This is a genomic window from Capilliphycus salinus ALCB114379 (genome assembly GCF_047276495.1).
Taxonomy (GTDB): domain Bacteria; phylum Cyanobacteriota; class Cyanobacteriia; order Cyanobacteriales; family Microcoleaceae; genus Capilliphycus; species Capilliphycus salinus.
The window spans coordinates 5,205,359-5,219,277 of the sequence record NZ_CP178543.1 but is presented as its reverse complement, the minus strand read 5'-3'; the positions used below and the strand labels follow the sequence as shown (position 1 = coordinate 5,219,277).

The 13,919-nt window shown below is 41.7% G+C and carries 15 protein-coding genes; 10 read left to right on the top strand and 5 right to left on the bottom strand.

Annotation, left to right across the window (positions count from 1 at the left end; translation table 11 throughout):
- Positions 1-181: 181 nt before the first annotated feature.
- Positions 182-616, top strand: coding sequence for a ferritin-like domain-containing protein (locus ACL6C3_RS21155; protein ID WP_413161022.1), 435 nt, complete (start codon positions 182-184; stop codon positions 614-616).
- A gap of 3 nt (positions 617-619) precedes the next feature.
- Here ACL6C3_RS21155 and ACL6C3_RS21150 read toward each other — a convergent pair whose 3' ends face one another.
- Positions 620-790 (bottom strand): hypothetical protein, encoded by a 171-nt coding sequence (locus ACL6C3_RS21150; protein WP_413161021.1) that lies wholly within the window; start codon positions 788-790, stop codon positions 620-622.
- A gap of 43 nt (positions 791-833) precedes the next feature.
- On the opposite strand from ACL6C3_RS21150, the gene ACL6C3_RS21145 reads away from it, so the two are divergent.
- The 3 genes from ACL6C3_RS21145 (at position 834) to ACL6C3_RS21135 (ending at position 3,239) form a co-directional block, all read left to right on the top strand.
- Entirely contained in the window at positions 834-2,069 is a 1,236-nt protein-coding gene (locus tag ACL6C3_RS21145; protein WP_413161020.1) for an LL-diaminopimelate aminotransferase, read from the top strand.
- 57 nt (positions 2,070-2,126) lie between these two features.
- Positions 2,127-2,690, top strand: a complete 564-nt coding sequence (locus tag ACL6C3_RS21140) for a Uma2 family endonuclease (protein WP_413161019.1) — start codon at positions 2,127-2,129, stop codon at positions 2,688-2,690.
- Positions 2,691-2,822: 132 nt separating this feature from the next.
- The gene (locus ACL6C3_RS21135) at positions 2,823-3,239 is read left to right on the top strand and encodes a hypothetical protein (protein ID WP_413161018.1); all 417 of its coding nucleotides are present in this window, start codon (positions 2,823-2,825) and stop codon (positions 3,237-3,239) included.
- Positions 3,240-3,451: 212 nt separating this feature from the next.
- Here the strand turns inward: ACL6C3_RS21135 and ACL6C3_RS21130 are convergent, their stop codons facing one another.
- The gene (locus tag ACL6C3_RS21130) at positions 3,452-3,670 is read right to left on the bottom strand and encodes a hypothetical protein (protein WP_413161017.1); all 219 of its coding nucleotides are present in this window, start codon (positions 3,668-3,670) and stop codon (positions 3,452-3,454) included.
- A gap of 131 nt (positions 3,671-3,801) precedes the next feature.
- Positions 3,802-5,322, bottom strand: coding sequence for a DEAD/DEAH box helicase (locus tag ACL6C3_RS21125; protein WP_413161016.1), 1,521 nt, complete (start codon positions 5,320-5,322; stop codon positions 3,802-3,804).
- Between the two features lie 76 nt (positions 5,323-5,398).
- Between ACL6C3_RS21125 and ACL6C3_RS21120 the strand changes: the two genes are divergently transcribed.
- From ACL6C3_RS21120 to galT, 3 genes are all read left to right on the top strand, one after another.
- Entirely contained in the window at positions 5,399-6,718 is a 1,320-nt protein-coding gene (locus ACL6C3_RS21120; protein WP_413161015.1) for an MFS transporter, read from the top strand.
- Positions 6,719-6,848: 130 nt separating this feature from the next.
- Positions 6,849-7,883, top strand: a complete 1,035-nt coding sequence (locus ACL6C3_RS21115; protein ID WP_413161014.1) for a DUF2891 domain-containing protein — start codon at positions 6,849-6,851, stop codon at positions 7,881-7,883.
- A gap of 75 nt (positions 7,884-7,958) precedes the next feature.
- Complete coding sequence (gene galT / locus ACL6C3_RS21110; protein WP_413161013.1) at positions 7,959-9,041, top strand: galactose-1-phosphate uridylyltransferase; 1,083 nt, start codon at positions 7,959-7,961, stop codon at positions 9,039-9,041.
- 267 nt (positions 9,042-9,308) lie between these two features.
- Here the strand turns inward: galT and msrA are convergent, their stop codons facing one another.
- Positions 9,309-9,977 carry a peptide-methionine (S)-S-oxide reductase MsrA gene (gene msrA / locus ACL6C3_RS21105; protein ID WP_413161012.1) on the bottom strand — a complete coding sequence of 223 codons (669 nt, stop codon included), beginning with the start codon at positions 9,975-9,977 and terminating at the stop codon, positions 9,309-9,311.
- Between the two features lie 212 nt (positions 9,978-10,189).
- Between msrA and ACL6C3_RS21100 the strand changes: the two genes are divergently transcribed.
- Both ACL6C3_RS21100 and ACL6C3_RS21095 read left to right on the top strand, forming a co-directional pair.
- A complete protein-coding gene (locus ACL6C3_RS21100; protein WP_413161011.1) occupies positions 10,190-11,695 on the top strand; it encodes a diguanylate cyclase domain-containing protein in 1,506 nt (501 codons plus the stop codon).
- A gap of 161 nt (positions 11,696-11,856) precedes the next feature.
- Entirely contained in the window at positions 11,857-12,012 is a 156-nt protein-coding gene (locus ACL6C3_RS21095) for a hypothetical protein (RefSeq protein ID WP_413161010.1), read from the top strand.
- Here the strand turns inward: ACL6C3_RS21095 and rsmI are convergent.
- Positions 11,992-12,843, bottom strand: coding sequence for a 16S rRNA (cytidine(1402)-2'-O)-methyltransferase (gene rsmI, locus ACL6C3_RS21090; protein WP_413161009.1), 852 nt, complete (start codon positions 12,841-12,843; stop codon positions 11,992-11,994). The genes ACL6C3_RS21095 and rsmI overlap by 21 nt on opposite strands.
- 95 nt (positions 12,844-12,938) lie before the next feature.
- Between rsmI and ACL6C3_RS21085 the strand changes: the two genes are divergently transcribed.
- A complete protein-coding gene (locus ACL6C3_RS21085; RefSeq protein ID WP_413161008.1) occupies positions 12,939-13,793 on the top strand; it encodes a sugar kinase in 855 nt (284 codons plus the stop codon).
- Positions 13,794-13,919: the final 126 nt, after the last annotated feature.

The window sequence follows — 13,919 nt, the reverse complement described above, 5'->3', positions numbered from 1 at the left end:
ATTTTGAGCAAATAATCTCAAAGCGTGATAAATAATTTTAACAGGTTGAGTCTAGCAAGTTGAGGCTCTACTGCTGATTTTTTCTGCTCGTATCATAGACAACTGCTGACGAGGAAAAATTCAGCCTAAAATTGAAAAATATTTGCAATAACTTGCAGTACACCAACACCAAACACGACTGATGAGAGAACTTGACACCGAAAAAACAATCAACCTGCTCAATACCATCATGGAATTTGAATTAGCAGGAGTTGTCCGCTACACCCATTATTCTTTAATGGTAACGGGGCCTAATCGTTTGTCTATTGTACAATTTTTCCAAGCACAAGCCACAGAATCTCTACTTCATGCTCAACAAGCGGGAGAAATTCTTACGGGTTTAGAAGGACATCCCAGCCAAAAAATTGCTCCCATTGAAGAAACATATCAGCACACCGTAAAAGATATTTTACAGGAAAGCCTCAGCCATGAAAAAACCGCCCTCGGACTCTATAAAGACTTACTGGATGTGGTAGAAAATGCCAGCATTTATATCGAAGAATATGCTCGAACCTTGATTGGTCAAGAAGAATTGCATACGATAGAAATCAAAAAAATGTTAAGGGATTTTGCCTAACTTTTAAGGAGTTGTAGAGGAGGCGATCGCTGATTTTATCGCTTTTTCTAGAGAAATTTTTTGGATAAATAGGCGATCGCTCAAACCCGAGGTAGCTTGGGCGGACATAGAATGAATCAGCACCCAACTGACCGCCGAGTTGCGGAAAAAGCGAGATTTTTGATGAATAAGCAACAGTTGGTTGTAAGCTGTTTAACAGCATTTGTAAAGATTCAAAATGGCAACGATTAACGACAACTACCTCAAACTCAAAGCAGGCTACCTCTTTCCAGAAATCGCCCGACGGGTGAATAGCTTTATCGAAGCCAATCCTGACGCCAAAATCATCAAACTCGGCATTGGCGACGTCACCGAACCCCTACCCGAAGCCTGTCGCACGGCGATGGTCAAAGCCGTCGAAGAAATGGGCGCGCGCAGCACGTTCAAAGGTTATGGCCCGGAACAGGGTTATGGGTGGTTGCGGGAAAAAATCGCCCAACAGGATTTTCAAGCCCGAGGATGCGAAATTGATGCGTCTGAAATCTTTATTTCCGACGGTTCAAAATGCGATACAGGCAACATTCTTGACATTTTTGGTAAGAATAATATCATCGCGGTTACTGACCCCGTATATCCGGTTTATGTCGATACAAATGTCATGGCGGGTCATACCGGTTCGGCAAATGATCGGGGAGAATTCGACGGTTTAGTTTATCTCCCCATTACCGCAGAAAACAACTTCACCGCTGAAATTCCCAGTCAAAAAGTTGACTTAATTTACCTGTGTTTTCCCAATAACCCGACGGGCGCAACCGCGAGTAAAGAACATCTAAAAGCTTGGGTTGATTATGCCAAAGCCAACGGTGCCATTATTCTGTTTGATGCGGCTTACGAAGCGTTTATTACCGATTCAAATTTACCCCATTCTATTTATGAAATAGACGGGGCGCGAGATTGTGCAATTGAGTTTCGTTCTTTTTCTAAAAATGCGGGATTTACCGGAACTCGTTGCGCTTTAACTGTGGTTCCCAAAACGTTAATAGCGAAAGCATCTGATGGTTCCGATGTTGAACTTTGGAAGTTATGGAACCGCCGTCAGTCTACTAAATTTAACGGCGTTTCTTATATTGTTCAACGGGGCGCAGAAGCGGTTTACAGCGAAGAAGGACAGGCGCAAGTTCGGGCGTTAGTTGATTTTTATATGGAAAATGCCCGGATTATTTGCGAACAGTTAAAAGCGGCAGGTTTATCGGTTTATGGGGGTGTAAATGCGCCCTATGTTTGGGTGAAAACGCCTCAGGGTTTGTCGAGTTGGGATTTCTTTGATAAGTTGCTGCAAACTTGTAATGTTGTTGGAACACCCGGTTCCGGGTTTGGCGCTGCGGGTGAAGGATATTTCCGCATTTCTGCTTTTAATAGTCGGGAAAATGTCAACGAGGCGATGAAGCGAATTACGGAGAAGTTTAAGGCTTAGTGTTAAAATAGGGTGGGCAATGCCCGCCCGTTTTTTTACAGAATAAAAATAGTTCAAATGGTACAAGCACCGACAAAAAAAATCACCTTAGACGAATTCCTAAAGTTAGAAGAAACTGAACCCGCCAGCGAGTATATTGATGGGGAGATTATTCAAAAACCAATGCCACAGGGAAAACATAGCATCATTCAAGGTGAATTAATTATCGCCATTAATGAAGTTGTTAAACCTACAAAAATAGCAAGAGCTTTTATAGAATTACAGTGTACCTTTGGCGGAAAATCAATTGTTCCCGATGTCGCTGTATTTACAAATCCTATAATTCCTCGCGATAAAACTGGAGAAATCGCCAATAGATTTACATCCGCCCCCGATTGGATTCTTGAAATATTATCACCCGTTCGAAGTCAAACAAAAGTCACGAAAAAAATATTAAACTGCTTTAAATTTGAAACAAAAATGGGCTGGTTAATTGACCCCGAAGAAAAAACAATATTTGTTTATCTTCCCACAGCAGCCCCCGCAGTTTTTGATGAACCCTCTCAACAGCTTCCGGTTCCTGAATTTGCAAACGAACTACAACTTACGTTAGGTCAATTGTTTTATTGGTTGTTAGAATAAAAGAATATTTTCTGTCTAGATACATTAGTTTTGCCTTTTTCTGGCGATTTTTCGCAATGAGTAGCGAGGTTGTCTTCAAAAGTGCAACTCAATGTGACACAATAGATCAAGTCGCGATCGCAATTTTAATCAATGTCTTCAAATCCTACATCTCTCGATTTTCCCTTTAAACGTTTGCGTGATGTACGAACCAAACTCCTGCGCCTTCATAAAGCACTGCTAGAGTCGGAAAAAGTTGAGTATGAAAAATTTCATGGTCCGATTCGTTCTCGCGGAGAATTTTTTCAACTGGTAATCGGAGACGAAATGTTTAGTTGGTTGCGTCCTTTTTCTCAGTTAATCGCTCAAATTGATGAGGTTATGGCGGCGAAAGAAGAACCCGTAACCCTACAACAAGTGAATCATTTATTAGAAGAAGCCCGACTTTTGCTTCGCCCTTCCGAAAATGGAAACGCTCGGGAAAAACGCTATTTTGAAGCGATTCAACGTGACCCAGATATTGCTTTTATGCACGCTGAATTGTCTCAAATGCTTTCATCGAAAAATTAAATTAAATTTGGGTTTTGATGAGGTTTTTTTGAACTTGAAAAAATGCACAGTCAGCCAACTCAACTAAATCGGAAAACAGTCTATTGAGTTGGCTTTGAATATCCAAGTTCTGCGTTGACCATTTGTATTGAATTATCGAAATTTTTCAGAATGTTATCATCCGGTTCGCCATCACAAATCATTCAAATCTTTTAGATAGCATTGGAGTTCAATTACTCCAAATGATCTTTATACAAAGTTTGCAACATTTTTTCGAGTTGATCTTCGGGACAATACTCAATTAAAGCATCAAAAGCTTCCACCAACTTCGCCGCACTTTCTCCCAAGGTTGAACTCATATCCCACACATCCTGAACCCACTCCGAGGAAGATTCATCATAAAAAATTAAACGTTCAAGTTGTTGTTTTGCTTCTTCTTTTGTGATAGACATCGTTTTTCAGTTTGCGGTTACAATTTGACTTAAATTTGAGACGGTGAGATTAAAAATAACGCCTTAAGATTCAACATTATTTTATCTCATCAACGCTGAAAACACAAGCCTATTTTTAAAATTTTCTCGATTTATTCTTCTTCATTCGAGTCAGATGGTTTTGAAGAATATTCTCCCCATTTCCCGGAAGATTCGGCGGCTCGTTTTGTCGGTTGTGATTTCGTTCCATATTTAAACAGTTTTAATTGTTCGGGTTGAGATTTATTCGGTGCTGCTGAATATTTGTTCTCGCCTTTTCGCCGTTGGGAGGTTCGTTCTTCGGCTGTATTTTCGGTGACAACTTCATACAAAATCGCCTGTTTATTGGCTAGATTTCCCTTTCGCAAAACTCGCCCCAAACGTTGAATATATTCTCGCTCAGAAGCGGTTCCCGATAAAATAATCGCAATGCGAGCGTCAGGAACATCAACCCCTTCATTCAACACATGAGAAGCCACCAACGTTTTATATTCTCCCTGGCGAAATTTAGATAAAATTTGATGACGTTCTTTAACGGGAGTTTGATGGGTAATGGCGGGAATTAAAAACGCTTGAGAAATGCGATAAACCGTAGCATTATCCGCCGTAAAAATTAGGGTTCTTTCGGGATAATGTTGAGCCAGTAAATTCGTTAAGACCCGCAGTTTTCCATCGGTACAGAGTGCAATTTCTTTCGCCTGACGGTGGGCTAACATCGCCCGTCTTCCCGTTGGCGATCGCGAACTCACCATCACAAAAGTTTTCCAACCTTCCAAACTTGCCAACCTAATCTTATTGTCTTTCAAGAAATCATTTCTAATCTTAATATTGTCCTGATAAGATTTCTGTTCTTGTTGAGAAAGACGCACCAAAATCTGAACGGTTTTATGTTCGGCCAAGGCAATTCCGGCCAGTTGTTCGGGTGTTTTGCTATAAACAGTCGGCCCAATTAAATAATGTAAATCGCTATGTTTTCCATCGGAACGATCCGGAGTTGCCGTTAAACCCAAACGATAAGGAGCGATGGCATATTCAGCAATAACCCGATAAAAATCCGTTGGTAAATGATGACATTCATCAAAAACTAACAGCCCATATTTATTACCAATTGTCTCAGCATGAATGGTTGCACTATCATAAGTCGCCACCAAAATCGGGGTTTTATCTCGCGAACCCCCGCCCAATAAACCAATCTCTAAATCGGGAAAAGCCGCCTTTAAATGAGCATACCACTGGTGCATTAAATCCAACGTCGGAACAACAATTAACGTGCTGTTTGATGTGGCTTGCATCGCCATTTGAGCGAGATAAGTTTTCCCGGAAGCTGTCGGTAAAATCACCACCCCTTGACTTCGGGCTTGTCGCCATGCGGTTAAAGCTTCTTGTTGGTGGGGGTAGGGTTCCATCTCCACACTCGAAACAAATTGTAAGGCTTTAAAATCCTCCGCCTCATCAATAAAATTGACATTTTCCGCCTGTAATGATTTGATTAAAGAACGATAATAAATCGCGGGAATGCGAAACTTTTCGATGCGATCGTCCCAAGTCGCAAAGTCAATCCAAGCTTTAGCTTTTGCGGGAGGATGTAAAATCAGGGTACCGCGATCAAAGGATAAAATTGGAGTACGTGGCATAAGTTTTGTTGCTATTGGTTAAGGGTGCAAAAGTTGACTCAAACATCTATTTTAACGAGTAACACTAATTTAAACGATGTCTAACAATCAAAAGGAAATTTTCGGTTGGCTGATGTATGACTGGGCAAATTCTGCCTATATCACCACCGTTGTTGTCGCCGTATTACCCGCCTATTTTGCGGGTGTTGTCGTACCGAAAGGGGGTTTAACCTTTGCCGGAACCGTTTACAGTGCAACCACTATTTGGGGATTTCTCATTAGTTTATCAGCTTTTATTGTTTTTTTAATTGCTCCGGTGATGGGAGCGGTTTCAGATTTCTCCGCTTCTAAAAAGAAGTTTCTCACAGCCTTTTGCTATAGTGGCAGTTTGGCAACCTGTTTGTTATTCTTCTGCCAAGCCGGTGATTTAGTTCAAACTATCATTTTATTTCTGATTGCTCAAATTGGTTTTGTGAGCGCTAATATTTTTTATGATGCTTTTCTCCCCAGTATTGCTTCAGAAGATAAAATCGATTGGATTTCGGGGAAAGGATTTGCTTATGGTTATGTCGGAGGGGGCTTACAATTTGCCCTTTCACTGGGGTTAATTGCCGGACATCAAGGGTTAGGAATTTCCGCCGAACTTGCGGCAAGATTAGCGATTTTAATGGCGGGATTCTGGTGGGGAGGGTTTTCTATTTTTACACTTTTGTATCTCAAAGAAGCCCCAACAGTGGAGACATTACCCGCAGAATATCGCCATCTTCCTTCCGGGCTGGCTTATCTAAAAGTCGGCTTGATTAGAACAGTGATCACCTTGCGAAAATTACAAGCCTTTAAACAGTTATTATACTTTTTAATTGCCTACATGATTTACAATAACGGCATTCAAACCGTGATTACAATGGCAACCATTTATGGAACAGAAGAATTAAACTTTTCAACCAATGTTTTGATGATCACATTGTTGGTGATTCAGTTTGTGAGTGTGGCGGGTGCTTTGGCGTTTAGTAAGTTGGCCGAGAAAATCTCAGCCAAAAAAGCCCTAATGGTGAGTTTATTGGGGTGGTCGTTTGTTGTGATTTATGCCTACTTTTTAACCACCCCAACCGAATACTTTATCTTGGGGGGAATTGTGGGATTAGTTCAGGGCGGTTCTCAATCGCTGAGTCGTTCTTTTTATGCTTCGATAATTCCCGTTCATGCCTCGGCAGAATTTTATGGATTTTACTCGGTTTTCAACAAAGGATCGGCAATTATTGGGCCGTTAGTTTTTGCGTTAATTCGTCAATTTACGGGAACCGCCCGCACTTCAATTTTATCTTTAATTGTCTTTTTTATCCTGGGATTAATCATTTTAGCGGGTGTGAATGTCGAACAAGCCAAAGCCGCGAAAGCAGCGAATCCTTTAAATTAAGGGTTGATTTTTGAAAAGAAGTGTGACAATTGTTTGTGATTTGGAAATTTTAGGTTAGGATTTAAACTTAAATCCTCTAATTTTTTGTTTCTCAGTTCAAGTTACAAATTAAGTTACAAAATTTTCTGCTGTGAAACCCGATCAACTTGACCTCAAAATGGCGAGCCAATTTTCCCAGTTAGCCCTGGGATGTGTCTTGCGAGAATATCCACACGTTCAATTCTACTGGTTGGAGAAGGGCGAAGATTTCATCCCACCTCGTCAACTCACTCCGGCATTTTATGGCTGTTTAGACTGGCATTCTGCGGTTCATAACCATTGGATGCTGGTGCGGTTAATGCGCTTATTCTGTCATGCTTCATTTAACAATACAGCCCGAGAAGTCATTAGCCAAAATATTACTTGTGAAAATATTAGCGCCGAAGTTGTTCATTTGCAATCTCAACCTCGGTTTGAATGTCCCTACGGTTTAGCATGGCTTTTGCAACTGACCGGGGAATTAAGAGAATGGGAAGATATTCAAGCAAAAAAATGGCTGGAAATTCTCCAACCGTTAGAAGCCGTTGCCGTTCAAAATCTACAACAATGGTGGCAAAATATATCCTATCCCAACCGGACAGGTAGCCATTCTCAAACCGCCTTTGCTTTGGGTTTAATTTGGGATTATGCCATCGCCCATCATCCGACTTTAACCCCAGAAATAGAAGAAAAAATCCGTCAATTTTATCTCAATGATTGTAACCATCCCCTCCATTTAGAACCCTGGGGATATGATTTTCTTTCGCCCACATTGGCCGAAGCGGACTTAATGCGGCGCCTTCTTTCTCCCGAAGACTTTGCCCCTTGGTTAACTCAATTTTTGCCGAAACTTCCCACAGAAAAACAAACAGATTGGTTGCAGCCTGTTTCTGTAGAAAATCCTCAAGATTATGCCCAATCTCATTTTGATGGTTTAAACTTGAGTCGGGCTTGGATGTTAGAAGGTATCATTTCCAAATTACCTCATAATGATTCTCGTATACCCGCCCTAGAAGCTGTCGCCTTGGTGCATCGAGAAAAGGGTTTAAATTTAGTCTCTGCGGTTGACTACAGTGGCAGTCATTGGCTGGGAAGTTTTGCCGTTTATCTAATGACAAAGCGAGGATTATCGATGCACAAAAATTAATATTTTAAAATAATTCTGAAACTCAAGCTCGCTCGCAGAATTAAAATTTAAAGACTTTTTTATCTCTGTAATTTTATGACTGAGTTAAGACAAAATCTGATTACGAGGGATTGGGTGATTATTGCAACCGAACGGGCAAAACGTCCCCATGAATTTGCTCAAAATGAAATTCCCACCGTTAAAATTCCGGTGTATCGTCCAGATTGTCCCTTTTGTTTGGGTAACGAACATCTAACCGGAACGCCTGAATCTTTGCGACTTTGTGAAGGAATAGGAAGTGAATGGAAAGTGAGAGTTGTTGGTAATAAATATCCCGCTTTATCCCAAACCGGAGAACGAATTAGAAATCTTGACGGCATTTTTCGATCCTTATCAGGTGTGGGATTTCACGAAGTTGTTATCGAACATTCTCGCCACGATTTAACCACCGCTTTAATGACGGTAGAAGACCTTTCAAATATTCTGAGAGTTTATCGAAAAAGATACTCGGATTTACGTCAAGATCCGCGCATCGAAACCATTGTAATATTTAAAAATCATGGGCGAGGTGCGGGTACATCTCTCGAACATCCTCACTCTCAAATTGCCGCTTTACCCATAGTACCTTTTCAATGGCGCGATCGCACTCAAGAAGCAATTCGCTACTACGATGATACCGGAGAATGTATTTTTTGCCGCACGTTAGAAGAGGAACTAAACGCCCAAGAACGGATTATTTTCGAGAGCAAACATTTTGTTGCCTTTATTCCCTACGCCGCTCTTTCTCCCTTTCATATTTGGATTTTTCCCCGCCGTCATTCCTCCTCTTTTGATGAAATTACCAATGGAGAAATTACCGACTTAGCCTTGACTTTAAAAGTCGTTTTAGCTAAACTTTATTATGGGTTGCAAAATCCCGATTATAACTATACCATTCGTTCCATTCCCACTTCTGATAAATACGCCGATTATTTTCATTGGTATATTGCCGTTGTCCCGCGAATTTCCCTTTCCGCCGGCTTTGAATTGGGCAGTGGAATGTATATTAATACCGCTTTACCCGAAGAAAGTGCAGAATTTTTGCGAGCGGTTCATATTCCCGAACACCACCATTTCAACGACGATGATGACGATGATGATGATTTTAATAACGATAATTTAATTTATCTGCGGCGTTAACTTGTGCTTAATTTGTACGGAATTTGTAGGATGGGTTAGCCTGTTTCCTAACCCATCATTTACAGTTAGCAGTTTACAGTGACCAGTGAACAGTTAGCAGTGAACAGTTAAGAGGTTACAGTGAACAGTTTACAAGCGATCGCTTAAACAACTGGTTACTGATAACTGAAAACACTGGTTACTCTCTTACAAACTTTGCTACCGACTATTCCGCCCCCGTCGCAAGGAGCGCGCTGATAACTGATAACTGTTCACTGAAAACACTGGTCACTGGTCACTGGTCACTGTAAACTGTCTCTCAGGTAACTGAACTTTTGTTCCCCCCAAACCACAATATCCATTGGGATTTTTTGCCAAGTATTGCTGATGATAACTTTCAGCAAAATAAAACTCGGGTGCCGGAATAATTTCAGTGGTAATTTTTCCGTATCCCGCCTGAGAAAGCTGCGGTTGATAGGCATCCCGTGAAGCTTCAGCGGCGCTGCGTTGTTCGTCGGAATAAATATAAATTCCCGAACGATACTGAGTGCCGACATCATTTCCTTGACGCATTCCTTGAGTCGGATCGTGACTTTCCCAGAACACTTTCAGCAACTTTTCATAACTGATTACTTTCGGATCATAAACCACAAACACAACTTCATTATGACCCGTTAAACCCGTGCAAACCTCTTGGTAAGTCGGGTTGGGGGTATATCCGGCCGCATAACCGACAGCGGTGATATAAACCCCGGGTTGCTGCCAAAATTTGCGTTCGGCGCCCCAGAAGCAACCCATCCCAAACATTGCCTTTTCCATATTTTCGGGATAAGGCGGTTGCAGGGGGTTGCCATTGACAAAGTGATTCTCCGGTACCGGCATCGCCTCCGAACGTCCCGGTAGAGCCTCTTCCGGCTTGGGCATAGCAACTTTTTTGTTAAATCCGAATAGTCCCATAAGTCTTAACTCTCTGTTTACAGGGTATCTTAACCTTACTTAACATTTTAAAGAAAATTGGATCAATCATCATCTCTCAACGGTAGAATCAGCAAAACTCATCAAACTTGGCGAACGAGGGGTAATGGTTCTGCTGGGTGTGAACAAAAGGAGATTGTTTGAGAAAATATTGATAAGAGACTCTTTCTTTTAGGTATAAATAAAACAAAAATATGTCCAAATATTCAGTAAATATTCTGATCATTGACGATCATCTTGATAATCTCAGAGTGCTATCTGCTTTACTTACCGAAAAAGGATATCAAGTCAGAAAAGCACGAAGCGGGCATATTGCATTAGAAACCGTTAAGGTCTGTTTGCCGGATTTGATTATTCTCGATATCAAAATGCCTGATATGAGCGGTTATGAGGTTTGTCGTCAATTGAAAGCCCGACCCGAAAGCTGTGAAATTCCTGTGATTTTTATCAGTGCGCTCGATGGCACTTTTGATAAAGTCAAAGGCTTTCAAGTCGGAGGAAGCGATTACATTACCAAGCCTTTTGAGATGGATGAAGTGCTAATTCGAGTCGAAAATCAACTGACAATTCTACGACAAAAACAACTTTTAATCGAGCAGAATCAACAGCTTTTACAAGAAATTCGCGATCGCCAACAAGCCGAAGCGGAAATTCGATTATTGCTGAAAATGACACAAGCCATCGGCGAAGCTTGGGACTTTGAAACCGCTTTAGAAGTGACCCTATGTGAAGTCTGTCACGCGATTGATTGGGACTACGGAGAGGCTTGGATTCCTAATGATTCTGTCATGGTTCACAAAGCCAGTCAAATCGATTGTTGTCCAGACTTGTTGGTGAAAGATTTCTATCATTATAGTACCCAGTTAGAGTTTCCCCCAAATGTGGGATTGGTTGGGCGAGTTTGGCTGTCTCAAAAAACCGAATGGATTGAGGATATTTCCTTAGAATCCGAAGAAAAACTTGTCCGCTATAAACAGGCTCAAGAAACGGGATTAAAAGCCGCTTTAGCAGTCCCGATTATTTTTAGCGATCGCATTTTGGCGGTTTTAGTCTTTTTCAAAAAACAAGCCCTCTCACCCAACGATCACGTGATCGAATTAGTCACCGGAGTTGCCAATCAATTGGGGGCGTTAATGGTACATAAAAAAGCCGAAGAAGCCCTCAGAGAAGCCTATGTCGAATTGGAACGTTTAGCAAAACTTGATAGTCTCACTCAAATTGCTAATCGTCGCTATTTCGAGGAATATTTAGAACGAGAATGGAAACGACTCGCTCGGGAAAAACAACCTTTATCTGTCATTTTGTGCGATGTAGATTGTTTCAAACTCTATAACGATTGTTACGGACACCAAGCGGGTGATTGCTGTTTAAAAGAAATTGCTGAAGCGATTTCTCGATCCGCACGGCGTCCGGCGGATTTGGTCGCCCGTTATGGAGGCGAAGAATTTGTGATTATTTTACCGAATACGAGTCTCATGGGAGGTTTAAAAGTTGCTAATTTAATTCGCGAGGAAATTCAAAAACTCCAAATTCCTCACGTCCAGTCTACTGTCGATTCTTATGTGACGGTTAGTTTGGGGGTGGCGACGACGATTCCTCATCTAGAACTTTCCGTACAGACTCTCATTCGAGCCGCCGATGAAAACCTTTATCAAGCTAAAAATAAAGGTCGAAATTGTGCGATTGCCTCGTCTTTATAAACATAATCATCAAGAAAATTAAACTAAATTTTTTTATTTTTATCGCCGGATAATTATCTTCAAATATACCAAATATAGTTTATATATCACCGAAAAATTATAGAAATAGGGAATAGGCAGTTATCAGTCACCCTTCGGGTTCGCGCATAGAGTGTTTTCAGTTGTCAGTTAACAGTTTTTCGGTGACTCCCGACTCCGGGGCGGGTTTATATCCGTTGTCTGCGGGGAATGATAAATTAAGACCGAACCCGCCCCTACACCCGACACCCGACACCCGACACCCGACACCCGACTCCCTACCTTCCCACTTCGTCTAACGTCAGTGCGAGTTGATAAATTTCCCGTCGGGAAAGGGAGGTGTTTTCAGCCAGTTGACGGCTTGCTTGCGATCGCGTTAATCCCTGGCGCAATAATGCCTCTAATTCGGCTTTAATTGCACTTTCTGAAAGATTTGGGGTTTCTTGAATTTTTCCGGCTACAACGAGGGTAAATTCCCCTTTCGGTTCATTATTTTGATAGTATTCCACCGCTTCTTTCAGGCTTCCCCGCCAAAATTCTTCGTGAAGTTTGGTTAACTCTCTGCCTAAGACAATATCGCGATCGCTTCCTAAAGTTTCTGCTAAATCTTGTAACGTTTGGCGCAATCGATGGGGCGATTCGTATAAAATCATCGTGTGAGATTGCGATCGCAATGCTTGCAAACGTTCCTGTCTAAGTTTATTTTTTGTCGGTAAAAATCCCTCAAATACAAACCGATCCGTTGGCAACCCGGAAACACTCAACGCCGTCAAACTCGCACTCACCCCCGGAATGGGAATCACCGAAATTCCCGCTTCAATACAAGCTTTTACCAATTCGTATCCCGGATCGGAAATTCCCGGTATTCCCGCATCGGTAACAATGGCGATCGCTTTTCCCTGACGCAACTTTTCTAACACTTCGGGAATGCGACGATGTTGATTGTGTTCATAGTAACTAATTTGTGGGGTTTCGATTTGAAAATGTTGTAAAAGTTTACCCGTGTGTCGGGTATCTTCTGCGGCGATTAAATCAACCATTTTTAGGGTTTGAACCGCTCGAAAAGTCAGATCGCCCAAATTTCCAATTGGTGTCCCCACCACATACAGCGTTCCCGGTTTTACATCCATAATTAAAAATTAATCAAAATTCGTAACAAATAAACAGCTAAATTTCTACAAAAGTGCTAAACACTGACATAGGGAAAATATTTTGGGGTGTTAATATGACTCACAACGGACTATTTGTTGGATTAGTAACGCTAGACTTCCTCTATGGGGTGAGTGAATATCCGGCTAAAAACCAAAAAGTTGTCGCTTCTGATTATACGGTAGCCGCAGGCGGGCCTGCAACTAATGCGGCAGTTACTTTTAGTTATCTTCAAAATCAGGCTAAACTCTTGGGAGTGGTTGGTCATCATCCGGTTACTGAATTAATTCGGGCTGATTTAACCCAACAAAATGTTATTTTAACCGATTTAGACCCCACCCGCCTCGAACCTCCTGCGGTTTCTTCGATTTTAGTGACTCCAAAAACGGGCGATCGCACGGTGGTTTCCATTAACGCCGTTAAATCCCAAGCATCTGTAGAAAGTTTACCCGAAAATTGTTTAGATGGGGTTGATATTATCTTAATTGACGGCCATCAAATCCCCATCAGTCAACACCTAGCCAAACTCGCCCGAGAACAGGAAATCACGGTTGTTTTGGATGGAGGAAGTTGGAAACCGGGCTTAGAAACGGTTTTACCCTATATTGATTATGCCATTTGTTCGGCAAATTTTTATCCTCCCCACTGTCAAAATCAGGCCGATATTTTTGCCTATCTCTACGACATGGATATTTTATATATCGCCCGCACTCAAGGTGATCGACCCATTCAATATCGCAGCCCCAACCGCGAAGGAGAAATTTCAATTCCACCCATTAACGCTGTCGATACGTTGGGGGCGGGTGATGTGTTTCACGGGGCGTTTTGTCATTTTATCTTACAAAGTTCCTTTGTCAATGCGTTAACGGCTGCTGCTGAAATTGCCGGCCGTTCTTGTCAATCTTTTGGAACTCGTCAGTGGATGCAATGATTTGACCCGTTGGTTTAAAATTTTTTAAGACTTGTTTGCTCGGGTGTCTGCGAGTATAATCTAAAAAGACTTGAGTTATACAGTTTCTTAAAATTCATCGATCTATCCCGAAATAGACGAACAGTT

What these genes read in the sequence shown, in the direction of transcription:
- ACL6C3_RS21155 (WP_413161022.1), top strand. Translation starts at nt 182, where the DNA reads ATGAGAGAACTTGACACCGAAAAAACAATCAACCTGCTCAATACCATC.
- galT (WP_413161013.1), top strand. Translation starts at nt 7,959, where the DNA reads ATGACTGAGTTAAGACAAAATCTGATTACGAGGGATTGGGTGATTATT.
- ACL6C3_RS21130 (WP_413161017.1), bottom strand. Translation starts at nt 3,670, where the DNA reads ATGTCTATCACAAAAGAAGAAGCAAAACAACAACTTGAACGTTTAATT.
- ACL6C3_RS21085 (WP_413161008.1), top strand. Translation starts at nt 12,939, where the DNA reads ATGACTCACAACGGACTATTTGTTGGATTAGTAACGCTAGACTTCCTC.
- msrA (WP_413161012.1), bottom strand. Translation starts at nt 9,977, where the DNA reads ATGGGACTATTCGGATTTAACAAAAAAGTTGCTATGCCCAAGCCGGAA.
- ACL6C3_RS21125 (WP_413161016.1), bottom strand. Translation starts at nt 5,322, where the DNA reads ATGCCACGTACTCCAATTTTATCCTTTGATCGCGGTACCCTGATTTTA.
- ACL6C3_RS21100 (WP_413161011.1), top strand. Translation starts at nt 10,190, where the DNA reads ATGTCCAAATATTCAGTAAATATTCTGATCATTGACGATCATCTTGAT.
- ACL6C3_RS21145 (WP_413161020.1), top strand. Translation starts at nt 834, where the DNA reads ATGGCAACGATTAACGACAACTACCTCAAACTCAAAGCAGGCTACCTC.
- ACL6C3_RS21135 (WP_413161018.1), top strand. Translation starts at nt 2,823, where the DNA reads ATGTCTTCAAATCCTACATCTCTCGATTTTCCCTTTAAACGTTTGCGT.
- rsmI (WP_413161009.1), bottom strand. Translation starts at nt 12,843, where the DNA reads ATGGATGTAAAACCGGGAACGCTGTATGTGGTGGGGACACCAATTGGA.
- ACL6C3_RS21120 (WP_413161015.1), top strand. Translation starts at nt 5,399, where the DNA reads ATGTCTAACAATCAAAAGGAAATTTTCGGTTGGCTGATGTATGACTGG.
- ACL6C3_RS21140 (WP_413161019.1), top strand. Translation starts at nt 2,127, where the DNA reads ATGGTACAAGCACCGACAAAAAAAATCACCTTAGACGAATTCCTAAAG.